20 protein-coding genes, 2 tRNA genes and 1 riboswitch are annotated in these 22,163 nt (G+C 34.1%); of the genes, 1 reads left to right on the top strand and 21 read right to left on the bottom strand.

Features of this window, described 5'->3' with window-relative positions:
* Positions 1–62: 62 nt before the first annotated feature.
* The 10 genes from LQ679_RS11985 to LQ679_RS11940 all read right to left on the bottom strand — a co-directional run bounded on the left by LQ679_RS11985 (position 63) and on the right by LQ679_RS11940 (position 8,882).
* Positions 63–302: a hypothetical protein gene (locus LQ679_RS11985; RefSeq protein ID WP_001282728.1), complete on the bottom strand. Its 240-nt coding sequence runs from the start codon at positions 300–302 to the stop codon at positions 63–65.
* A 414-nt stretch (positions 303–716) separates the two neighbouring features.
* Complete coding sequence (locus LQ679_RS11980) at positions 717–1,973, bottom strand: MrcB family domain-containing protein (protein ID WP_000566670.1); 1,257 nt, start codon at positions 1,971–1,973, stop codon at positions 717–719.
* A 321-nt stretch (positions 1,974–2,294) separates the two neighbouring features.
* Positions 2,295–2,774, bottom strand: coding sequence for a 23S rRNA (pseudouridine(1915)-N(3))-methyltransferase RlmH (rlmH, locus tag LQ679_RS11975; RefSeq protein ID WP_025906271.1), 480 nt, complete (start codon positions 2,772–2,774; stop codon positions 2,295–2,297).
* A gap of 293 nt (positions 2,775–3,067) precedes the next feature.
* On the bottom strand, positions 3,068–3,850 hold the full coding sequence (locus LQ679_RS11970) for an MBL fold metallo-hydrolase (protein WP_239763094.1): 783 nt from the start codon (positions 3,848–3,850) through the stop codon (positions 3,068–3,070).
* Positions 3,851–3,890: 40 nt separating this feature from the next.
* Positions 3,891–4,682: a two-component system regulatory protein YycI gene (locus LQ679_RS11965; RefSeq protein WP_204188935.1), complete on the bottom strand. Its 792-nt coding sequence runs from the start codon at positions 4,680–4,682 to the stop codon at positions 3,891–3,893.
* Positions 4,682–6,004 carry a YycH family regulatory protein gene (locus LQ679_RS11960; protein WP_126476466.1) on the bottom strand — a complete coding sequence of 441 codons (1,323 nt, stop codon included), beginning with the start codon at positions 6,002–6,004 and terminating at the stop codon, positions 4,682–4,684. The genes LQ679_RS11965 and LQ679_RS11960 overlap by 1 nt, the downstream gene beginning before the upstream one ends.
* On the bottom strand, positions 5,997–7,838 hold the full coding sequence (gene walK / locus LQ679_RS11955; RefSeq protein ID WP_037589684.1) for a cell wall metabolism sensor histidine kinase WalK: 1,842 nt from the start codon (positions 7,836–7,838) through the stop codon (positions 5,997–5,999). Before walK ends, LQ679_RS11960 begins: the two co-directional genes overlap by 8 nt.
* 9 nt (positions 7,839–7,847) lie before the next feature.
* Positions 7,848–8,549 (bottom strand): response regulator YycF, encoded by a 702-nt coding sequence (gene yycF, locus LQ679_RS11950; RefSeq protein WP_025906262.1) that lies wholly within the window; start codon positions 8,547–8,549, stop codon positions 7,848–7,850.
* 167 nt (positions 8,550–8,716) lie between these two features.
* Positions 8,717–8,789 (bottom strand) — tRNA-Asp (locus LQ679_RS11945).
* 18 nt (positions 8,790–8,807) lie between these two features.
* Positions 8,808–8,882, bottom strand: a tRNA-Glu gene (locus LQ679_RS11940).
* Between the two features lie 107 nt (positions 8,883–8,989).
* Between LQ679_RS11940 and LQ679_RS11935 the strand changes: the two genes are divergently transcribed.
* The gene (locus LQ679_RS11935) at positions 8,990–9,874 is read left to right on the top strand and encodes a YitT family protein (protein ID WP_025906261.1); all 885 of its coding nucleotides are present in this window, start codon (positions 8,990–8,992) and stop codon (positions 9,872–9,874) included.
* A gap of 438 nt (positions 9,875–10,312) precedes the next feature.
* On the opposite strand, the gene LQ679_RS11930 is transcribed toward LQ679_RS11935, so the two are convergent.
* From LQ679_RS11930 to serS, 11 genes are all read right to left on the bottom strand, one after another.
* The gene (locus LQ679_RS11930; RefSeq protein ID WP_161519710.1) at positions 10,313–10,486 is read right to left on the bottom strand and encodes a hypothetical protein; all 174 of its coding nucleotides are present in this window, start codon (positions 10,484–10,486) and stop codon (positions 10,313–10,315) included.
* A 547-nt stretch (positions 10,487–11,033) separates the two neighbouring features.
* On the bottom strand, positions 11,034–12,320 hold the full coding sequence (locus tag LQ679_RS11925) for an adenylosuccinate synthase (RefSeq protein ID WP_037589494.1): 1,287 nt from the start codon (positions 12,318–12,320) through the stop codon (positions 11,034–11,036).
* A 285-nt stretch (positions 12,321–12,605) separates the two neighbouring features.
* Positions 12,606–14,006 (bottom strand): replicative DNA helicase, encoded by a 1,401-nt coding sequence (gene dnaB, locus LQ679_RS11920; RefSeq protein ID WP_025906258.1) that lies wholly within the window; start codon positions 14,004–14,006, stop codon positions 12,606–12,608.
* Positions 14,007–14,105: 99 nt separating this feature from the next.
* A complete protein-coding gene (gene rplI, locus LQ679_RS11915) occupies positions 14,106–14,552 on the bottom strand; it encodes a 50S ribosomal protein L9 (RefSeq protein WP_037589493.1) in 447 nt (148 codons plus the stop codon).
* Positions 14,552–16,516: a DHH family phosphoesterase gene (locus LQ679_RS11910; protein ID WP_037589491.1), complete on the bottom strand. Its 1,965-nt coding sequence runs from the start codon at positions 16,514–16,516 to the stop codon at positions 14,552–14,554. Before LQ679_RS11910 ends, rplI begins: the two co-directional genes overlap by 1 nt.
* Positions 16,517–16,530: 14 nt before the next feature.
* Positions 16,531–17,469, bottom strand: coding sequence for a DUF2232 domain-containing protein (locus LQ679_RS11905; RefSeq protein ID WP_107576690.1), 939 nt, complete (start codon positions 17,467–17,469; stop codon positions 16,531–16,533).
* Positions 17,470–17,529: 60 nt separating this feature from the next.
* Positions 17,530–18,498 (bottom strand): homoserine O-acetyltransferase MetX, encoded by a 969-nt coding sequence (gene metX, locus LQ679_RS11900; RefSeq protein WP_037589503.1) that lies wholly within the window; start codon positions 18,496–18,498, stop codon positions 17,530–17,532.
* A gap of 70 nt (positions 18,499–18,568) precedes the next feature.
* A riboswitch (SAM riboswitch) is annotated at positions 18,569–18,670 on the bottom strand.
* A gap of 66 nt (positions 18,671–18,736) precedes the next feature.
* The gene (locus LQ679_RS11895) at positions 18,737–19,063 is read right to left on the bottom strand and encodes an AzlD domain-containing protein (RefSeq protein ID WP_159315755.1); all 327 of its coding nucleotides are present in this window, start codon (positions 19,061–19,063) and stop codon (positions 18,737–18,739) included.
* Positions 19,060–19,704 carry an AzlC family ABC transporter permease gene (locus LQ679_RS11890; protein WP_049320762.1) on the bottom strand — a complete coding sequence of 215 codons (645 nt, stop codon included), beginning with the start codon at positions 19,702–19,704 and terminating at the stop codon, positions 19,060–19,062. The genes LQ679_RS11895 and LQ679_RS11890 overlap by 4 nt, the downstream gene beginning before the upstream one ends.
* 504 nt (positions 19,705–20,208) lie before the next feature.
* Positions 20,209–20,724: a YceI family protein gene (locus LQ679_RS11885; RefSeq protein WP_025906249.1), complete on the bottom strand. Its 516-nt coding sequence runs from the start codon at positions 20,722–20,724 to the stop codon at positions 20,209–20,211.
* Between the two features lie 125 nt (positions 20,725–20,849).
* Complete coding sequence (serS, locus tag LQ679_RS11880; protein ID WP_126476377.1) at positions 20,850–22,127, bottom strand: serine--tRNA ligase; 1,278 nt, start codon at positions 22,125–22,127, stop codon at positions 20,850–20,852.
* Positions 22,128–22,163 lie beyond the last annotated feature (36 nt).

Raw genomic sequence — 22,163 nt, 5'->3', positions numbered from 1 at the left:
CCACGAAATTAGCATCATGCTAGCAAGTTAAGCGAACACTGACATGATAAATTAGTGGTTAGCTATATTTTTTTACTTTGCAACAGAACCGAAAATAATCTCTTCAATTTATTTTTATATGAATCCTGTGACTCAATGATTGTAATATCTAAAGATTTCAGTTCATCATAGACAATGTTCTTTTCAACATTTTTTATAGCAAATTGATTAAATAAATTCTCTAATTTCTCCCGTTTGATTTCACTACCATAGATTATATTATCATTGATATAGTCAATGAATAATGACAAATTATCACTCATAACAGTCCCAACCCCTTTATTTTGATAGACTAATTATCTTCATCATTGTAAAACAAATTACACCCTTTAAATTTAACTCAACTTAAATATCGACAAATTAAAAAACAATAAAATTACTTGAATATTATTCATAATATATTAACAACTTTATTATACTGCTCTTTATATATAAAATCATTAATAATTAAACAAGCCTTAAAATATTTAACTTTTTTGTGATTATTACACATTATCTTATCTGCTCTTTATCACCATAAAAATAGAAAAAACAAGATTCCTAAAGAATATAGGAATCTTGTTTCAGACTGTGGACAAACTGATTTTTTATCAGTTAGCTTATTTAGAAAGTTTTATTTAAATTACAGTTTCTATTTTTATTAGATCACAATTTTATTTTAGCTCTTGTTCAAGTAATCATTTTTCGCCAAAAACTTTATACTGAATAGCTTCTACATTAAATACTTTGTCAATGAGATCATCTACATCTTTAAATTCAGAATAATTTGCATATGGATCTATAAAATAAAATTGTGGTTCTTTACCGGAAACATTAAATATTCTTAATATTAAATATTTCTGCTTATATTCTTTCATAGCAAACATTTCATTTAGCGACATAAAAAATGGTTCCTCAATACTAGAAGATGTAGATGTTTTAATTTCAATAAATTTTTCTACAGCTTTATCTGTATTTGTTGGATCAAAAGCTACTAAATCATAGCCATGACCGTGTTGAGAGCCTGGATTATCATTTAAAATATTCCTAAACTGTTCTTTCTTATCTTCGTCTATTTTATTATCAATTAGCTCATTAAAGTAATTTAGCGCTAATTTTTCTCCAACTTTACCGGTTAATTTATTCTCTTTATTTGATTTTTCAATTTCTGAATCATTTTTAGTAGTCTTTGATACACCTTTTTTATATTTTGGAATTATTCCTTTAGGTGCTTCCACTTCCTTGAGTGTCTTATCTTTTTGTGCTGTTCTAATTTCTTCAATTTCGCTGTCTTCCTGTATTTCGTCTATGCTATTGACCAAGCTATCATAGGATGTTTTTGTAACTTTTGAAGCTAATTCATTAAATAGTTCTAAAAATTTCTTTAAATCCTCTAGCATATCTTCTTCTGTGAATCCTTCATTCAAATCATAATATTTGAATCTTATTGATCCATGAGAATATCCTGATGGATAATCATTTTTTAAATCATAAGATGAATCTTTATTTTCTGCGTAATAAAATCTTCCAGTATTAAATTCATTTGATGTAATATATTTATTGAGTTCGGAAGATAAAGTTAATGCTCTTTGTTTTGCAGCATTTTTATCCCGCGGAAACATATCACTTATCTTTGACCATCCTTGATTCAAAGATAAGTATATGCCTTCTCCTTCCGGATGAAAAAGATATACCAAATAATATCCATCCTTTGTTTCTTTTGTTATATTCTCATCATATATTGAAATCCAAGGAACTTTACTATAGTTCCCAGTAGCAACCTTCCCTACAACTGAATATTTATCTTCTTTTATATGCACTTTTAACTGCTTGGGTAACTTATCATGGACTAAAGTTTTATATAGATCACCTTTATCCCAATCAGATTTTTTAACTACATTATTGGTACGTTTCTCTTTAATTAATTTAAGGACCTGCATAAAGTTGTCTATCATTTGAAATTCCCTCCTATTATAAAATATATTATGTCTCATTTTCTTCAATATGTACTTATTTATATTTTACCGTAATTTACTATATTTAGTTGCAGAAAGAATTTTCTCAAAGCTAGAACTTTGCTTCACTATAAGTATTCAGTATAAAGAATATTTCGCTATTATTTACTTGAAATGAAAGACTGCGGAGGCTAACTATGTCAAAAATCATGAACCTCATTACTTATGATAAGCTTCTTAAAAACATAACAGCAATTCACATAAACCTCATATGTTCTGATACATTCAAAATCCCTTTATGAAGCGGCTGAAAAAACCGCATCATTTATGATATGCTTCCCCACGCATGATCTTAAATGCGCGATAAACTTGTTCCATCAGGATGACTTTCATCATTTGGTGTGGGAAGGTCATTTTGCTGAATGATAGGGCGTAGTTGCTGCGTTGTAATACTTTTTGATGCAGGCCGTTTGATCCGCCGATGATAAATGTGATGTGCGAATTGCCTCTTGTCATGAGGTTATCGATTTCTTTACTGAGTCCTTCGCTTGTTAACATCTTTCCTTGTATTTCCAGGGTAATGACGTAACTGTCTTGTTTGATTTTAGACATGATTCTGTCCGCTTCTTTTTCTTTCACAATCTCTATATCTTTATCGCTCATATTATCGGGTGCTTTTTCGTCTGCTACTTCGATGAGTTCTGTCTTTGTATATGCACCTAAGCGTTTATTATATTCATCTACGGCTTGTTTCCAGTATTTCTCTTTTAGTTTACCTACCGTTATGATTGTTATCTTCATTTTTATCCACCTTTATTCATCTTGTTAAAAGTTATCCACATGTTATTAACTTATGCACAGTTTTCTTTATTATTATATCAACAATTTTAATTTTTTGTACGTTTTCTAAATATTAAGTCGTTTATTTTTATACATTTTATTATGATTTATCCACGGATTTATATGCATTGTGGATAAAATAGTGGATAACTACCTATATTATTCACAGTTTGTGGACATTTGTGTATAACTGTGGGTATATATGTGCACAAACTAAAAAGATATCCCCAACTCTATAATTGGGGATATCTTTTTTAAATGTAGTATATGGGTGTTGCTTTTTCTTTATCTGTATCACATAAAATGACTTCTTTATTTGTATCAATATCATGTTCGTTTAATACTTGCCCAACGCTCATTCTTGCTAAATCTTTCATGTTGTTGTCTTGGCTTAAGTGTGACAGATAGATACGTTTCGTGCTACCTGTTATTACATCACACATTGCATGTGCTGCATCTTCGTTAGATACGTGACCCATGTCGCTTAATATACGTTGTTTCGTCTTCCATGGATATTTGCCCATTCTTAACATATCCACATCGTGATTACTTTCGAATACAAAGGCATCACTTCCGTGTATCATACCTTTCATGCGGTCTGACACGTAGCCTGTATCTGTAATCATCGTTAACTTTTTATAGTCGTTGTTAAAGATATAGAACTGTGGGTCTATTGCGTCATGTGATACGCTAAATGATTCAATATCCATACCTGCTAAAGTCTTTGTTTCATATGGTTCGAAATGGAACTTTTGATCTAGTGGTATGTTTTTATCTTTAGCTTCTATCATTTGCCATGTTTTTTTGTTCGCATAGATAGGTAGTTTATACTTTCTTGCGAGTACACCTAACCCTTTTATGTGATCGATATGTTCGTGGGTTACTAAGATACCTTCTAAGTCGCTGATGTTACGGTCAATTTGTTGAAAGAGAGCTTCTATTTTCTTTCCTGTTAAGCCAGCATCGACAAGTAGGCTTCCTTTATCTGATTCTATATAAGTGGCATTTCCTGTACTGCCACTTGCGAGTACGCTCATTGCGATCACAAGTGTTCATCTCCTTTAATTACTGCTTCTCTTACGATTCTTCTAAGACGGTAGATTCTGGTTTAATGGCATCGATATACAATGTCTTCGTTTCTGTTTTACCGTCTTTTTCGGATTTAATTTTAACTTCCCATGACGGTACAAGTACTTGTCCGCCTATTTCTTTAACGACACTGTAGTAGCCTAACCTTACAGACTCTACTTTATCACCTTTTTTAAGGTACGTGTTGTAATACAATGTCTCTAAAGCTGTCTTAGCATCTGCTATCGTACGTTTATTGTTGTTGTCGCCATTACCTGGTTTAAGTTTGTCTAAATACGTTTGTGTATATGACTTAGCTTTACCATTATCCATATCTATGACGATTTGTCCTTTGTTGTTGTTGAGTATTGGTAAACCTTCATAGTTTTGTTCATAGACGACTTTGTTTTTATCTGTGTTGTTCTTTTTATATTCATAATCTTTACCTTTAAAAGCATCTTTGTTAATGAAGCTCTTAAATGATGACTGTTTACTATCTTTATCTAAATCTGCATCAATATCTTTATTGATTTTCGTGTCTTTTTCACTTAATGAATAAACACCTTCAAGCTCATCTGAATCGAAAGATTTACTACTACCTGTAATGGCTTGCATCTTCTTATCTCGATATTCTGGTAACTGCGGGATGTCTATGCCTTCTTTAGCAAAATTGACATCTGATTGTGCGTTTGATTCTTGAACGATAGAGTTATTTACTTTATTAAAGTAGACAACGACCAATCCTATATTAATGAGAATAAACACAATGATGAAGAGTGACTTAGCATGTTTCCAATCCATTAAGACAACCCTCCATTCTCGTACCGTTTCCATTCACCGTCATATTTCACATACCATTTCGGTGTAAATTCAATCGTGTCTTGTAAGTTATTAATTTCGTCTTTTGGTAATGATAAATCATAGCCAATCGCTATATTCGTAACTTTGTTAAAATCAATGGAACCATTAGAAGCTAGGCTAAATCTGACTTCTTCTGATGAAGGTAATTTATCCGCTTCTTTTTTAGACGGTACGGCTACTCCTGTTGTAATAAGACCGCGATTGTATTCATTAATCGTATCTCTACCCCACACCGCTTCTATTGAAGATAACTTATCATCATTAAACACTGGGTAATTATTTAAGAACATTTGATAGTCTATTTTACCAGATTTTTGATCTGTACTAAACAGACGGAATTCATCTGTATAACCTGCATGTTCATTAATAAATTTAAATGAATTTGTAATTGATTTTGCCATATCTTTTTGACGATTTTCATCTTCTGATAAATTCGTATAACGATATGTTTGTTTCGCTTCGTTCACGGTAGAAATCCCCGTATTGTTGTTATACGTCGAAACGTTATGTTCATTACTACGCGCAATCACCGAATCCCCGAGAATTACATCATTTAATTCAGATACGGATATTTTGTTAGAAACGTAACGGTAAATATTCATATTATCTGCATTCTCTGGTGCATAAATTTGGTAGATTTCATTCGTAGTCGTTTCATTTGTAATCATGCCTGTATAAGGCTTCAAATCTGGTGCTGCTTCTTTATTCACCTTATCAAATTGAGTGCTTTTAATATTTGTCTGTAGTTTAACAGCCTTTTGCTTATTCTCACTTAAAAGATACACAACAGCTTCTTTCGTTGATTTCGTATCTACAAGAATTCGATCAAAATTAATATTAGGATAATAGTTCATATTCATGCCTAATACTTGGTTTAAGTACATTTCACTCGGGATGCTATCAGGGAAGTCTAAAATCGTATATCGTTCAGATAAATCTTCAAGTTGAACGACTGACTCACTGCTTAGAATATCAACTTTCTTCACTTCTTTACTCAACAATTGGTCAGTAATCTTCTTGATGTCTTTCACGTTAGACGTCCCTTTCACGTCCGTGCCATTTCGATTAATCATTCTAAAAGGCATAATCACACTATCAATAGGCTTACTAATTTTAGGTCCAATAGAAGGTGTTTCTGTATTCACATCTGTTTCTAAATCTGTCAGTTCAGGTGTAAATGTCCATACGCGGTATGTCATAAACACACTGATAAGCACAAGGATTATGAGGATAGCAGATTTAATCAGTTCTCTATTACGCATCCCAATCACCAAACTCATCTTCCATGACTTCACATGGCAATGTTATATAGATGGATGTACCTTGACCTTCTTTACTGCTCGCCCATATTCTACCTTTATGTGCTTCTACGATTTCTTTAGTGATGGCTAAACCTAAACCTGTACCACCCATTTTACGTGCTCTCGCTTTATCTACTCTGTAGAAACGATCAAAGATTTTATCTACTTTATTCACTGGAATACCGATACCATTATCTTTAATTTGTATTGTCATTCGGTTATATAAAGTATTTTGTTTCACATGAAACTCTACACGTTTATGAGATTCTTGTGAGTATTTAATCGCATTTGTAATGACGTTATCAAACACTTGTGTCATCTTATCTGGATCAATTTCAACGAATAAACCTTTAACAGGTATATCTCTAATGAATGTCACGTTCTTACCTTGCGACATTTCGTGTCTGTTAATGATTTTGTTAATAAACATATTAAAATCAATCAATTCAGAGTTCATTTGATCGCTTGAACTATCCATTTTAGAAAGTTGTAATAAGTCATTCACAAGACGAATCATACGGTCTGTTTCTTCACGTGTAACATTTAAGAATGTCGGTGCAACTTCAGGATCACGCCAAGCACCTTCTTCTAATGCTTCTATATAACTTCTCATAGATGTTAATGGTGTACGCAATTCATGTGAAACATTCGCAACGAATTCGCGACGTTCATTTTCTAAAATGTGCTGCTCTGTAACGTCATGTAATACGGCAATATAGCCATTGATAAAGCCTGTATCTTGAATAATTGTACTGAAGTTAACACGCGCAATAATGCCTTCTTCACTATTAATATCAATAATGAAACTATCATTATTCTCTTGTAAGTCATCTAATGAATAATCATCATCAATATTTAGAATATCTAATATATGTTTCGCTTCTACATCGGCACGTTCTAGACCTAACATTTTAAGCGCCATTTCATTAATAATACGTACGCGACCACGTCTATCCGTGGCAAGGACACCATCGCTCATATGCGTGATAACCGAGTCTAGACGACGCTTTTCACTTTCCGTATTCGCTTGTGCTTCTTGTACACGTTTAGATAAGTTATTAAATGACAGCGCAAGTTCACCGATTTCGTCATTTCCGTATATCTTAACGCGCTGCGTATAGTTACCTTTAGACATCTCTAACGTTTGGTTACGCATGTCTGATATAGGTTTCGTAATTGTTCTCGCGATGAAGAAACCGAGCACGATTGTAATCAATAATGAGATTGCTGTACCGATGATGAAGATTTGGTTAATGTTGTTTAACTGCTCGTAAACAGAATCAATATCTGATTCAACATATATATCTCCGACAACTTCACCTTCGTATTCAACAGGTTTATTTTTGATCCATACTCTATTACTATCGGATGAATCATTTTTTAATACGATTTTATCATTAGCTTTTCCTAATGATAACGCCTTTTGTACAGAGCTATCGTTTACTTTTTGATTGACGGTATTTTGATTCGTAGCTTTAGATGTCGCCACAATAATTTGATCTTGATCAATAAACTTAATCTCATCAATTTCAGTTCTATTGGCATAATCATCTAATATATTTTGTATTTCTTTTTGGAAGTTCCGATTTGGATCTTCTGAGTTGTACGTTTTCTTTATGTTGTAATTAATCTGTTTCACGTGTTGTTCAATATTTGTCTTGAAGTTACGTGTCAGTTCTTTCTCAAGACTATTTGTAAAATATAATCCAATAATTTGCATACCAATAATGATTAATAAAACATAAATAACGACAAGTTTAATGTGTAAGGACTGAAACTTCTTTAGCCAATTCATAATATCAGCCTACTCTTGTGTTTGTAGGAAATAACCCACACCTCTACGCGTCACAATATATTCTGGATGTGATGCATCGTCTTCGATTTTCTCACGTAGACGACGTATCGTAACATCGACTGTACGTACATCTCCAAAATAATCATAACCCCATACAGTTTGGAGTAAGTGTTCACGCGTCATAACTTGTCCAATATGTTTTGCTAAATAATGAAACAATTCAAATTCACGGTGTGTCAATTCGATATCGACACCACGTTTTTTAATTGAATATGCATCAGGGTATACCGTAATATCTTTAATGACGATTTCATTTGTTTCTTCGTCTTCTGTTTGTGTTGGTTGAGAATAATGTCTACGTAAGTTTGCTTTTACACGCGCGATTAATTCACGTGTTGAAAAAGGCTTCGTCACATAATCATCTGCACCTAACTCTAACCCTAGAACTTTATCAATTTCTGAGTCTTTAGCTGTTAACATAATGATTGGCATTTCAAATTTCTTACGAACTTCTCTACATACTTCCATACCATCTCTACCAGGAAGCATAATATCTAATAATACGATGTCTGGTTCTTCTGCATATATCAAATCTACTGCGTCATTACCGTCATATGCGCAATAAACATCATAACCTTCTTTTTTTAAATTAAATTCAAGTATATCTGCAATTGGTTTTTCATCATCAACGACTACTATTTTTCTAGCCATACATTTACCTCATTTCTTTTTGAAAATAAGTATCTCTAAGCACACAATTGTGCATGATATCCTATACTATAATTTAACACTATTTGTCTATTAATTCTATTGTTTGACGTTAATCTATGATTGAACAACAAAAAAATGCTTATCGTTATTACGATAAGCATTAAAAGCGGTCCCGACGGGAATCGAACCCGCGATCTCCTGCGTGACAGGCAGGCATGTTAACCGCTACACCACGGGACCTTATGTATAAAATTGAGATGGTGACCCCTACGGGATTCGAACCCGTGTTACCGCCGTGAAAGGGCGGTGTCTTAACCGCTTGACCAAGGGGCCTCTGTTTAACACAAGATTGATTATAGCATGACTAATATACAGAAGACAAGATTTTATTTTAAATTTTTTATATAATAAATATAGAAGTACTAAAAAGGGATGATAATATGGAACAAGCACAAGTTATTAGAAAAGGACATCGTAAATTACGTAAAGGAGAAATCCTCAAACGATTCATATTTATCACCATCGGCAGTATATTAATGGGGGTAGGGTTAGAATTATTTTTAGTTCCTAACAATTTACTAGATGGTGGCATTGTCGGTATCGCAATTATTTTGAGTCATCTCACCAATTTAAAGCTTGGATTATTTATCTTTCTACTAAATATTCCGTTTTTCTTTTTAGGATACAAGCAGATTGGTAAGACATTCACGATTTCTACAATTTACGCAATTACAATATTATCTATTACAACAGCCTACTTACATCATTTTGATCCTTTTATTAAAGAAGCATTTTTAGTAACAATCTTTGGAGGCGCAATTATTGGTTTAGGCGTAGGTCTCGTAATACGATATGGCGGATCTTTAGACGGATCTGAAATCAGTGCTATCTTAATCAGCAGTAAAGCACCATTTTCAGTAGGCGAAATCGTCATGTTGATTAACTTCTTCATATTTACAGCTGCAGGATTTGTATTCAATTGGGAATCAGCGATGTTTTCCGTTATTGCTTATTTTATAGCTGCTAAAATGATTGACGTAACCGTTCAAGGATTTGATGAATCAAAAGCCGTATGGATCATTAGCGATACATATAGAGATATCGGAGAAGCCATCAATGACCGACTCGGTAGAGGTGTGACATATCTGAATGGAGAAGGCGCATATACAGGCGAAGATAAAAAAGTCGTATTCTGTGTCATCACACGATTAGAAGAATCCAAACTAAAAGATATCGTAACAGAAATAGATAACACCGCATTCCTATCAATCGGTGACGTGAGCGAAGTAAAAGGCGGACGATTTAAGAAAAGAGAAATACATTAATCAATCACAGTAACATGCATAAGAATTTATGATTTCAAAGTACAGATAGACGTCTATGATTGCGGACAGTCTTAATTAGGCAGACTGATTAAGTTAGTGTCTAGAGCGCAGTTGGTAGACAACCTTGAAATGATAAGTTTTTATGCTTTTTTTGTTGGGATGTGGTTGGGGATGGGTGAGGGAATGGATGTAGGTGGTTGAGGATGGTCGGCGATGTATGGGGGTGAGGATCGTTGAGGATGGTCGGCGATGTATGGGGGTGAGGATCGGGTTCAAGATGGGGTTGATAGGCGATCTCTTGGCTTTATTCAGGACTTAAGCCATGACTTGAGGCATCTCTTGGCTTTATTTAAAAGTTAAGCTATGACTTTGAACAGCACTCAAAAATATAAACCTTAATGAGTATATTATATGTTTCATGCAGTACATTAATGACCTTTATTTTTTCTGATTGTTGCTTCCATATATATCAGTCAAGGCCTGTAACTTTTTTTGATAGGCTATACCTTCTTTTAACGTCTCATTTTCTTTTCTAAGTCTTTCAAGTTCTTCGCGTTCATTTTCATTTAAAGGTAAATTTTTATTATTTGATTTAGTTCGTTTTTTAGCCATAGTTTAAGATCCTCCTTTTGTTTATGATCTTGTCTAAATTTTAAAACAGATACTTTAAATTCGCTAGTATAAACAGTATTTCTATTTTTTACTTCTAAAATTTTTACGATCTTGTGAGTTTATTACGCCTTTAACTCACTTCTTTTCTAATCTTGTGAGTTTACTACCTCTTTAACTCACATCTTCTCCAATCTCGTGAGTTTACTACCTCTTTAACTCACATCTTCTCCAATCTCGTGAGTTTATTCCACCTTTAACTCACATCTTTTTCAATCTTGTGAGTTTACCACCTCTTTAACTCACATTTTCACCAATCTCGTGTGTTTACCACCTCATTAACTCACATCTTCTCCGATCTGCCCCCAATCTGTTCCAGTTTCCCTAAACATCCCAACCCAACTCACCCCTCATCACCTTATATCAACGCTCAACACCCCCCAACCAACTCATCACCCCAACTCACCCCATCCCAAACCACACAAAACCTTCCCCTAACATGAAAAAACCAGCAGATACGCTACGTATCTGCTGGTTTCTCTTTATTTTATTAGTCCCATAAGTTTTCTAATAGGTTTGTTTGGTTTCTATCTGGTCCTACTGAGAAGATAGAAATTTTAACGTTACATAATTCAGAAATGCGTTCTAAATAACGGCGTGCGTTATCTGGTAATTCTTCTAGTGAACGGCATCCTGTGATGTCTTCTTCCCAACCTGGTAGTTCTTCAAAGATTGGTTTACAACGTTCTAATTCGTTTAAGTTTGCTGGGTATTCAGTGATTTCAACACCGTCAATTTCGTATGCTGTACAGATTTTAACTGTTTTTAATCCTGTTAATACGTCAATTGAGTTGATTGATAAATCTGTAATACCACTTACACGGCGTGAGTGACGTAGAACTACTGAGTCAAACCAACCTACACGACGTGGTCTTCCAGTTGTTGTACCGTATTCACGACCTACTTCACGGATATGGTGACCATCTTCATCAAATAATTCTGTTGGGAATGGACCGTCTCCTACACGAGATGTATAAGCTTTACATACACCAATTACTTTAGATACGTATGTTGGACCAACACCGCCACCTACTGTAACGTTACCTGCAATTGGATTACTTGAAGTAACGAATGGATATGTACCGTGGTCGATATCTAACATCACACCTTGAGCACCTTCGAATAATACTTTTTCATTGTTTACGAAAGCATCATCTAATAATTTAGCTGTGTCTGTTACATATTCTTTCAAACGTTGTCCTGCTGCATAGTAAGTTTCAAAAATTTCTTCAAAAGTGAAACCTTCTGCGTTGAACATTTTTTCGAATAATTCATTTTTATATTCAAGATTTTCTTTTAAGCGTTTTTCAAAAGTTTCTTTATCTAATAAATCAGCCATACGGATACCGATACGTTGTGCTTTATCTACATAAGCTGGACCGATACCTTTTTTAGTTGTACCAATTTTGTTGTCACCGCGTTTTTCTTCTTCTAATTCATCTTGTTTAAGATGATATGGTAAGATGACTTGCGCACGGTTTGAAATTCTTAAATTGTCTGTTGCAACTCCGCGTTCATTTAAAGCATCTAATTCTTTCAATAAAGCTACTGGATCAACAACTACACCGTTACCGATAACACTTGATTTCTCTTGATAAAAAATACCTGATGGTACTAAATGCAATTTGTAAGTTTCTCCATCAAATTTAATTGTGTGACCTGCATTGTTACCACCTGAAAAACGTGCAATAACGTTTGCATCCTCTGCTAAGAAATCTGTAATTTTACCTTTACCTTCGTCTCCCCATTGCGTCCCAACGACTACGATTGATGACATGTGAGCACCTCCGCTTTTTCTCATTAACCATTAAGTATTCTATCAGTACTATCCTTAAATTGCAAACTAAAAACGAACATTAATTACGAGTGTCAAATTACAATTCTTGTTCACGCAATAATTGCTAAAAAACACCTTAACCACAGTATTTAAAAGGATTACAACCATTTTATTCATTTTCAAAAACACAAACTTAAGCACATAAGTGTTACTTTACACAAAACAAAAGACGTACATTTTTGCATAATATACAATAAACGTACGTCTTTTAGCTTAAAAACTTTTTTATCCAAATTCCATTCCGGCATGTTGATAGTCAATATCGGTGAATTTGTTATATTGTTTCATGAAGTGTAGTTTAACGGTTCCTGTTGGGCCGTTACGTTGTTTAGCGATAATGATTTCAATTTCACCATTCTCGTCTTGTGCACCTGCATCGACCGCTTCTCCGTCTTCATCTTCGCCGCCTCTTGAGTAATAGTCATCTCTATATAAGAAGGCAACAATATCCGCATCTTGCTCAATCGAACCTGATTCACGAATATCACTCATCATTGGTCTCTTATCTTGTCGTTGTTCAACACCACGAGATAACTGACTTAACGCAATAACAGGACATTCTAATTCTCTTGCGATTGCTTTAAGCATACGAGAGATTTCTGATACTTCTTGTTGTCTATTATCTGAACTACGAGATCCACTACCTTGAATTAATTGTAAGTAGTCAATCATGATCATATCTAATCCATGTTCTTGTTTGAGCCTACGACATTTAGCACGAATATCCGTAATTCGGATACCTGGTGTATCATCGATAAATATTTTCGTTCTAGATAGTTTACCTACTGCAACTGTAAACCTGCTCCAGTCTTCTTCAGTCATTGAACCTGTACGCAATCTATTTGAATCGACATTTCCTGTACTACATATCATACGTGTAGCAAGTTGATCGGCACCCATCTCTAAAGAGAAAATACCGACTGAATATAAGTCTTGGTGCGTTGCAACTTGTTGTGCGATATTTAATGCGAAGGCAGTCTTACCAACTGATGGACGTGCCGCAATAATGATTAAATCATTTCGGTTAAATCCTGCTGTCATTTGGTCTAAATCTCGATAACCAGTTGGTATACCTGGTGTTTGTCCGTTATTTTGATCGAGCTGTTCAGCATTATCAAACACAATACTTAATACATCTTTAATATCTTTGAAGCCTTCCGTACCTCTTGAAGCAGAAATCTCTAAAATTCTCTTTTCTGCATCTCCTAACAATGATTCTAAATCAAGTTCAGGATTATACCCATCTTCAGCAATACTATCCGCCACACGAATGAGTTGGCGTTTCACTGCATGTTTAAACACAATATCTATGTAGAAATGTATGTTTCTTGTTGTTGGGACATTATTTGCTAATTCTGCTAAATAGGCTGGACCGCCTGCTTCTTCTAATAATGATTCTGCAGCCAACTGGTCCATCAATGTAACAGAGTCAATTTCTTTATTCTGTTCATTTAGCATTAACATCGCTCTAAATATGTGTTGATGATTTGCACGATAGAAAGCTTCAGGTATTAATGTTTCACCTGTTGAGTTAATCAGTTCAGGATCAATCAAGATTGCACCGATAACAGATTGTTCAGCCTCTATACTATGGGGCATTTGTTTTGGGTTCATCATATTATCCATACCATCCATACTGATTACTCCTTTCCATTTTTAATAATTTTTATTATAACGCATTAAAATAGGTCGGTAAATCAAATACCGACCATTTTATTGATGCCTTTATTCTTCAACAACATGTACTTTTAATGTACCAGAAACTTTGTTGTGTAGTTTAATTGGTACATTTGTATAACCTAAACTGTGAATACCATTTGGTAAGTCCATTTTACGTTTATCAACTTTGATTTTGTGTTGTTTATCTAATGCTTGCGTAATTTGTTTCGTACTTACTGATCCGAATAATTTACCGCCTTCACCTGTTTTAGCCGGAATTTTAACTTCTAATTCTTTAAGTTTTTCCGCAAGTGCTTTAGCATCTTCTATTTCTTGTTGTTTTAATTCTTCTTGACGTTTGTTTTGTTGTTCTAATTGTTTGAGGTTTCCAGGTGTTGCTTCTACAGCATAATTATTTTTGATTAAATAGTTTTGACCATATCCTACTGGTACGTCTTTCACTTCACCTTTTTTACCTTTACCTTTAACATCTTGTGTGAAAATAACTTTCATTATTCTTCCACTCCTTTATCATCTGATTCAACAACCTCAACTAATGCTTCGATTGCTTTTTCTACTGTTGTATTTTTAATTTGTGTTGCAGCATTGGATAAGTGGCCGCCTCCACCGAGTGCTTCCATCGTTAATTGTACGTTTACTTCTCCTAACGAACGGGCAGAAATACCAATTGTGTCTTCTGATCTTCGTGCTACTACATAAGATGCTTCTACACCTTCTAAGCCAAGCAATTCATCTGCTGCTTGAGCAACTGTAACAGGGTGATATGTTTCATGATCTTCACCATGCGCAATTGCGACACCACCGCGGAATAATTTAACTGTCTTAATTAAGTCTGAACGTTTAATATACGTATCAATATCGTCTTTTAAGAAGTGCTGACAAAGAATCGTATCTGCACCGTGACTTCTTAAAAAGCTCGCAGCATCAAATGTTCTTGATCCTGTTCTTAATGTAAAGTTACGTGTATCCACAATAATACCGGCTAACATAATCGTTGATTCGATTCTCGTTAAACGATGTTCTGTTGGTTGATATTCTAACAACTCTGTAACAAGCTCAGCTGTCGAACTTGCATAAGGTTCCATATAAACAAGTAATGGACTTGAGATAATACTTTCGCCTCGACGATGATGGTCAATAACGACTTTTCTGTTTGCTTTATTAAGCAAGTTCTCATCGATTACAAGTTCAGGTTTATGTGTATCCACGACAACGAGTGTTGTACGTGGTGTCATTTCATGCCAAGCTTCTTCTGATGTAATAAATCTTTCTTTCAAATCAGGCTTCTCGTCTATTTCAGCCATCACACGTTCTAATGTACTATCAATATCCGAATCGTTTAATACAATATATGATTCAAGATTATTCATCTTCGCAATACGTGATACACCGATTGCTGCACCGATTGCGTCCATATCTGGTGATTTATGACCCATAATGATCACTTTGTCACCTTCAATTAAGATATCTCGTAACGCATGAGATATCACACGCGCACGTACTCTTGTTCTTTTTTCCATCGGGTCAGTCTTACCGCCGTAGAATCTCACGTTACCATTACTATTTTTAATGGCTACTTGGTCGCCACCACGGCCGAGCGCTAAGTCTAAACTTGATTGTGATAGTTCACCTAGCTCAATTAAGTTCTCACTACCTTCACCAATACCGATACTCAATGTTAATTGGTGACCGATTTCTCTTGTCTTATCTCTTAAATCATCTAATAAGTTGAACTTCAACGTTTCGATATCTTCTAATATACTCTTGTTTAATAACGCGATAAATTGATCAGCACTATAACGTTTAATAAACAGTTGATAACGTGATGACCAGTCATCTATAACGCTTGTAATCAGACTATTGATTTCTGAACGTTGAGAGTCATTCATGTTCTGTGTAATTTCATCAAAGTTATCTAAGAAAATAGTTGCTATGATTGGTTTTTCATTTTCATATAATTCATATACACGGGAAGATTCAGTAATATCAAACAGATAAATAGACTGTTCATCTTCAGTATAAGTGACTTTATATTTGTATGATCCTTCTTCAATCTCTACTTCTGAAGTATTTTCTAATCTTTTTAAAATATTTGGAAATACTTCGTTAATTGGTTCGTCTAAAACGTCTCGTTCTAATCGTTTATTAGCAAAATTATTAATCCATTCGATATGATCATTTTTGTCTAATAATATGACGCCTATTGGTAAGTCACTGACTGCACTTGTTTTACTTTTCGTAATTCTACCGGCTAAACTCCCAATATATAAATCTAATTTCAAAAAGCTCTGTCTAACAAAAAATATGCTTACTGCAATTAGAATTATCGTAGCAACCGTCGAAATAATCGCCCAAAATATTGAATTAAAAAAACTGAATACGACTAGCACCAAAGCTAATATCATCATAATAATGTACGGAAATATTAGGGCTTTTTTAACAGATTGACGGTTCATAAACTCACCTCAATTTACTTTTTTATACGTTGTTTCAAGTTAAACCAAATGTCCATTAATCCGAATAAGTACGCAAACGGTTTAAATATAAATGCCATTACAAAGATGATGACACCTACTATAATTGGTAATTTTTTAACTTTTACAAATAAATGGAACAACGATAATGCTTGTATAAATATAACCCATTCTAACACAAATTGTAAGTTAGTGACTATGCCATACGCCACGACATTGTCTTGTGTAACAAACAAACTCACAAGCACTGTAATCACAAAAACAAATGCTACACTTCTATTGATTTGCCACATAAATAATGGTCTGAACACAGGTGTTGCGACTTTGAATTTTCTTAAAATCGGAAACGTCACAACTAAATTCACAAGCACTAATAAGAATACCCATAATACTATATACCCAGGAATGCTCGCTTGTAATATTTCTAATGAAACTTGTAATGATTCTTCGATTTCAGTTGTTATATTGCCACCCATTTGGAAATATGACAGTAATACATCATGGTACTGGCTAAAGAACTTGCTTGTTAAAGGTAAGTTTCCCGTAATTTGTAAAATTAACACACTACCTATCGTCAAAATACTCATAAATGTTGTCACTAAGTACAACATACGTTCTTTAGATGTACGCTCAATAAGTAACTGCCCAATAAATACACTCATAAAAATAACAAGTGTCATGGCAGTTAATAAGAATACATGATTAAATAAAACAGTTGCACATAACGTTATGACAACCGTCACAAAAAAGGACGGTTTAGAGCGATACCAAAGAATCGTTCCTGGTATCGTAATAAATGGTATGATCAATATTGCTAATAATGGTACAAAGTTTATAATAGCGGCACTTAGAACTAGTACAAGTGTTGCTATGATTGTCGCTTTTATATCGACTTTAAAAGACAAATTTTTCACTTCCCAATCTAAATTAAACATCTTTCTCTATTTTACAGATTTTTATCCTTTAAAACAATGTAGGTGACTTTTAAGTTGATATCAGCGTGCTTTAAATTTATATAATTTTAAGAAATGATAAACGTTCGGTGCCCAATCTCCAAAATTCAATAAAAAGCCATCATGGCCAACGTTGTCTTGTACATAGAAATGTCTATGATATTTAAAGAATCGACCTAAAGCTCTTACTTGGTCATCTGGATATAATAAATCATCCGCAAATCCTAACGTTAATACTTTCGTTTCTAATTGACGTAGACGCTCTTCAACATCATCTCGTCCTCTAAATATGTCATGACTGTCTAATACATCTAACAATGTTAAATAGCAGTCTTTATCGAATGCTTCTTTAAATTTATTGCCTTGATATTTTTGGTAGCTTACAACATCATCTGCAGAGAATCTTGATTCGTAATCTTTACTTGAACGATACGTTAAAAAGCCAAGTTGTCTTGCGATGCTTAAACCATCTTGTCCGTTCATATGAATAACTTGCCTAGCAATTTCATTAAATGCTCTACTATATGATGAAGTCTTCTCTGTCGCAGCTAATATGACTGCTTTTTTCACTTCAAACGAACCGTCATAAAGCATTTCTAACGTTTGCATTCCACCTAAAGAGCCGCCAATTAATACGTCTATTTTTTCGTAACCAAATTGTTTCAATCCTAATATATTTGCTCTCGCAACATCTCTCATCGTCAAATGTTCTGGAAAATTAGGTGTATTCAATCTTGAACTAGATCCATAAGGACTGCCAATTACATTAAATGTTATAAATTGATAATCATTAATTGAAAGGTAACCGCCATCTATAATTTCACGCCACCAACCTGCATGCTCATCATCACCATATGTTAAATGGTTGCCAGTTAACGCATGACAAACTACAACGAGTGGCTGGCCTTTATAACCCACATACTCATATTGAAGTTTCAAGTTATCAATCACTTCACCAGATTCTGTTTCAAAATGTCCAAGATCTACTATGCCTGTTTCTCGAGAAATAATCACATTAAAACCCCCTCTTATTTAAATTGAAAGACTTCTTACTCGTCAAAGAAGTAAGAAGTCCTCATCATCCTTATTATGCGAGTATACTCGTTGGTAGTAGCACCGTATCTGTTATGACCGGTTGCTGAAGTGTCGTCGGGCCAATTCCCTCAACTTCTCTGAATAAGCTTTGCTATGTAATTTATATTAAGAATACTAGAAATGAGCATTTCTTTCAATAAGTTAACGAATGAAATTAAAAGACTAATCTCACAATCGCCATAATAAACATACCGGCTATAACTGTAATCGTTAAACTTCTAAATATGAGCGCTATTAGAATCGTTGGTATCGCGACAATAATGCTCTCAAAATTAAGCGTAAATCCAGCATTGCCTTCTTGATTCAACATGCCTTCTAGTATTAATGCCGTAAAGAGACATACCGGCACATATTGTAACCACTTGATCACACTTTCAGGTAAATCCGCTTTTGATAACAATACAAATGGAGAAACACGGATAATCCAAGTTAAAACGAAACAACTTACCGTAATTAAAATTAAATACATCGATATACTCATTTATCAAACACCACCCCTACGACAGAAGCAATAATTGTCGACACAATAATAGATAAATAAGTTGGCATAAATAATGTCAGAATAAGCATGCATACAATCGTTAATAAAATTAAATAAAGATATACTAAGACTTTGCTTTTATGTATCGTTTCAAACTGAGCAATCAATAAAAAGATAAACATCGCTGTTAAAGCATAATCGAGGCCAAACATTTCAGGTTTAGGTATTAAGTTACCAACTAAACCACCAATTATAGATGTGACAATCCATAATAAATAAGCTGAAATATTTAAACCATGCATCCAAGTCGCATTGAGCGATTTCTCTTTCGCATATTTCGTAATCGCAACACCAAATGACTCATCCGTTACAAGCGTACCTATTCCTATATTCGACCAGAAACCATTACCTTTAAATGCTGGGACTAAAGCTAAACTTTGAAGAAACATTCTTGAGTTAACAAAAAATACCGTCAATAGAATTGCTGAAATAGGGGAGTGGATGGCGACCAACGCACATATAATAAATTGAGCAGCACCCGCATAGACAAAAATAGACAACAACGCAATTTCTAAAATAGATAAACCAGATGAAATACCGACAATACCAAACGCTAGCGCAACACTAAAGTACCCAAGCATAGTAGGTATACAGTCTTTCACACCTTGAAGAAACAAACCTTTATTCGTAATACTCGTACTTGTCACAACGATGCCTCCAATCTATAGTTATAGGTAAGTCTAACGTTTGTCTAACCTCAGTCTTACTTACCTCTAAAGAATTTTAATATGTATTAGTTTTATCATACCTATATTACTTTATCAATAACACTTGATTAAATATTCGGAAAATAATTAAATAATTTGATATTTGATTGATTATTTTGATTTAGGTGGTCAAGTCTTCGTGCGTTATGCCCTTATTTTGTACCCTAGCGCACGATATCTTGTAGTCTTCGTGCATTACACCCTTATTTCCACCTTAGCGCACGATATCTCTCTGTCTTCGTGCGTTACACCCTTATTTTCCACCCTAGCGCACGATATCTCTCAGTCTTCGTGCACTTATATTCATATCTCAAACCATATAAAAAAACAGCAGAAATTCAATTGAATGAATTTCTACTGTTTGATTATCTATATGAATTATTCACTTAAACCGAATTCAGCACTTGCTTCGAATTTAACATCTCTACCGATCATTACGCCACCAGTTTCTAATGCTTGGTTAAATGATACGCCGTATTTTTCACGGTCGATTTTACCAGTTACTGCAAAACCTGTTACTGTTTCACCGTTTAATGGGTTTTTACTTACGCCGTTGAAATCAACGTCGAATGTTTCTTCGTGTGTTACACCAGCGATTGTTAAATCACCTGTAATTGAATCTTCACTGATTGATTTTGTTTCAAATGTAATATTTGGGTTTTCATCTGCACTAAAGAAGTCAGCAGATTTTAAGTGAGCGTCACGGTCAGCGTTTTTAGTGTTAATTGAATCTGCTTTTATTGTAACTGTTGCTTTTAATGTAGAAAGGTCATTGATATCTCCTGATACTTCTACGTTATAATCTTCAAAAGTACCTTTAACGCGAGATACCATTAAATGTTTTACTGTAAATTCTAAACTACTGTGTGCTTTGTCAAAATTGAAATTTGTCATGTGTCAAAACTCCCTTTATTTATTTTGTATACTTAGTATATCAAATATAAAAAGTATATTCAAGCATTAAATCAAAAAAAAGAGTAACCAATATATGATTACCCTTTTTGAGAGATTTAACTCATTTATAATTTAATTGTTTTTAAGCCACCCATAAATGGTACTAATACTTCAGGTACAGTGATTGTACCGTCTTCGTTTTGGTAGTTTTCAACGATTGCAGCAAATGTACGACCTACTGCTAAACCACTTCCGTTTAGTGTGTGTACGTATTCTGGTTTCGCATCTTTGTTTCGTTTAAATCTAATATTTGCTCTTCGTGCTTGGAAATCTGTCATATTTGAACATGAGCTGATTTCTTTATAATCATTGTAACTTGGTAGCCATACTTCTATATCATATGTTTTAGAGCTTCCAAATCCAATATCTCCTGTACATAAATTCACAGTTCTGTATGGTAATTCTAAAGCTTGTAAAATATTTTCAGCGTGTTGAGTTAACTCTTCTAGCGCTTTAAATGAATCTTCAGGTCTTTCATATCTCACCATTTCAACTTTGTTAAATTGGTGTAATCTAATTAAACCTCTTGTATCTCTACCTGCTGATCCTGCTTCACTTCTGAAACATGCAGATTGTCCTGTAAATTTAATTGGGAATTGTTCATCTTGTAACACTTCATCACGATAGAAGTTTGTTAAAGGTACTTCAGCTGTTGGAATTGTATATAAGCCTTCTTTTTCTACTTTGAATAAATCTTCTTCAAATTTAGGTAATTGGCTTGTACCAAACATAGAATCTGCGTTTACAAGTTGAGGTACCATCATTTCAGTATAACCATGTTGCGTTGTATGCATCGTTACCATGAAGTTCATAAGTGCTCTTTCAAGTTGTGCACCTTGTCCTGTTAAGAATACGAAGCGTGCACCTGATACTTTAGCAGCTCTTTCAAAGTCTGCCATTTTAAGACTTTCAACTAAGTCCCAGTGCGCTTTAGATTCAAAATCAAATTGACGTGGTGTACCCCATTTACGTACTTCTACATTATCATCTTCATCTTTACCAACTGGTGTTTCATCACTAATTAAATTAGGAATTCTTACTAATCTGTACTTAACATCTTCATTTAATTGATTTAAATTTTGGTCGATTTCTTTAATTTGATCGCCAACTTGACGCATTTCTAAAATAACATCGTCTGCATTTTCTTTATTGCGTTTCTTCTGTGCAATTTCCCCGCTTACTTTATTACGACGTGATTTAAGTTCTTCTGTTTGAGCGATGAGTTCACGGCGCTTTTTGTCTAATTCTAAAATTTCATCGATGACCTTTGGATCGTCACCTCTTTTAGCTACTTTATCTTTAACAAATTCCGGTTCAGACCTAATTAATCTAATGTCTAACATAATATTTCCTCCCTCTTATACTATAATTGTTTAAGA

Origin of the sequence: Mammaliicoccus sp. I-M35 (assembly GCF_022386455.1) — a bacterium.
GTDB lineage: Bacteria > Bacillota > Bacilli > Staphylococcales > Staphylococcaceae > Mammaliicoccus > Mammaliicoccus sciuri_A.
The sequence above is the reverse complement of the archived record's forward strand: the minus strand, read 5'-3'. Positions and strand labels throughout refer to the sequence as shown.

Excerpts from the sequence above, each read along its gene's own strand:
- LQ679_RS11925 (WP_037589494.1), bottom strand. The coding sequence starts at position 12,320 with ATGTCATCAATCGTAGTCGTTGGGACGCAATGGGGAGACGAAGGTAAA.
- LQ679_RS11970 (WP_239763094.1), bottom strand. The coding sequence starts at position 3,850 with ATGAGCGTACTCGCAAGTGGCAGTACAGGAAATGCCACTTATATAGAA.
- LQ679_RS11965 (WP_204188935.1), bottom strand. The coding sequence starts at position 4,682 with ATGGATTGGAAACATGCTAAGTCACTCTTCATCATTGTGTTTATTCTC.
- serS (WP_126476377.1), bottom strand. The coding sequence starts at position 22,127 with ATGTTAGACATTAGATTAATTAGGTCTGAACCGGAATTTGTTAAAGAT.
- LQ679_RS11885 (WP_025906249.1), bottom strand. The coding sequence starts at position 20,724 with ATGACAAATTTCAATTTTGACAAAGCACACAGTAGTTTAGAATTTACA.
- LQ679_RS11905 (WP_107576690.1), bottom strand. The coding sequence starts at position 17,469 with ATGTTTAATTTAGATTGGGAAGTGAAAAATTTGTCTTTTAAAGTCGAT.
- LQ679_RS11985 (WP_001282728.1), bottom strand. The coding sequence starts at position 302 with ATGAGTGATAATTTGTCATTATTCATTGACTATATCAATGATAATATA.
- walK (WP_037589684.1), bottom strand. The coding sequence starts at position 7,838 with ATGAATTGGCTAAAGAAGTTTCAGTCCTTACACATTAAACTTGTCGTT.
- LQ679_RS11895 (WP_159315755.1), bottom strand. The coding sequence starts at position 19,063 with ATGAGTATATCGATGTATTTAATTTTAATTACGGTAAGTTGTTTCGTT.
- LQ679_RS11930 (WP_161519710.1), bottom strand. The coding sequence starts at position 10,486 with ATGGCTAAAAAACGAACTAAATCAAATAATAAAAATTTACCTTTAAAT.
- rplI (WP_037589493.1), bottom strand. The coding sequence starts at position 14,552 with ATGAAAGTTATTTTCACACAAGATGTTAAAGGTAAAGGTAAAAAAGGT.
- rlmH (WP_025906271.1), bottom strand. The coding sequence starts at position 2,774 with ATGAAGATAACAATCATAACGGTAGGTAAACTAAAAGAGAAATACTGG.
- LQ679_RS11910 (WP_037589491.1), bottom strand. The coding sequence starts at position 16,516 with ATGAACCGTCAATCTGTTAAAAAAGCCCTAATATTTCCGTACATTATT.
- LQ679_RS11960 (WP_126476466.1), bottom strand. The coding sequence starts at position 6,004 with ATGCGTAATAGAGAACTGATTAAATCTGCTATCCTCATAATCCTTGTG.
- yycF (WP_025906262.1), bottom strand. The coding sequence starts at position 8,549 with ATGGCTAGAAAAATAGTAGTCGTTGATGATGAAAAACCAATTGCAGAT.
- LQ679_RS11935 (WP_025906261.1), top strand. The coding sequence starts at position 8,990 with ATGGAACAAGCACAAGTTATTAGAAAAGGACATCGTAAATTACGTAAA.
- LQ679_RS11980 (WP_000566670.1), bottom strand. The coding sequence starts at position 1,973 with ATGATAGACAACTTTATGCAGGTCCTTAAATTAATTAAAGAGAAACGT.
- LQ679_RS11890 (WP_049320762.1), bottom strand. The coding sequence starts at position 19,704 with ATGCTTGGGTACTTTAGTGTTGCGCTAGCGTTTGGTATTGTCGGTATT.
- dnaB (WP_025906258.1), bottom strand. The coding sequence starts at position 14,006 with ATGGATAATATGATGAACCCAAAACAAATGCCCCATAGTATAGAGGCT.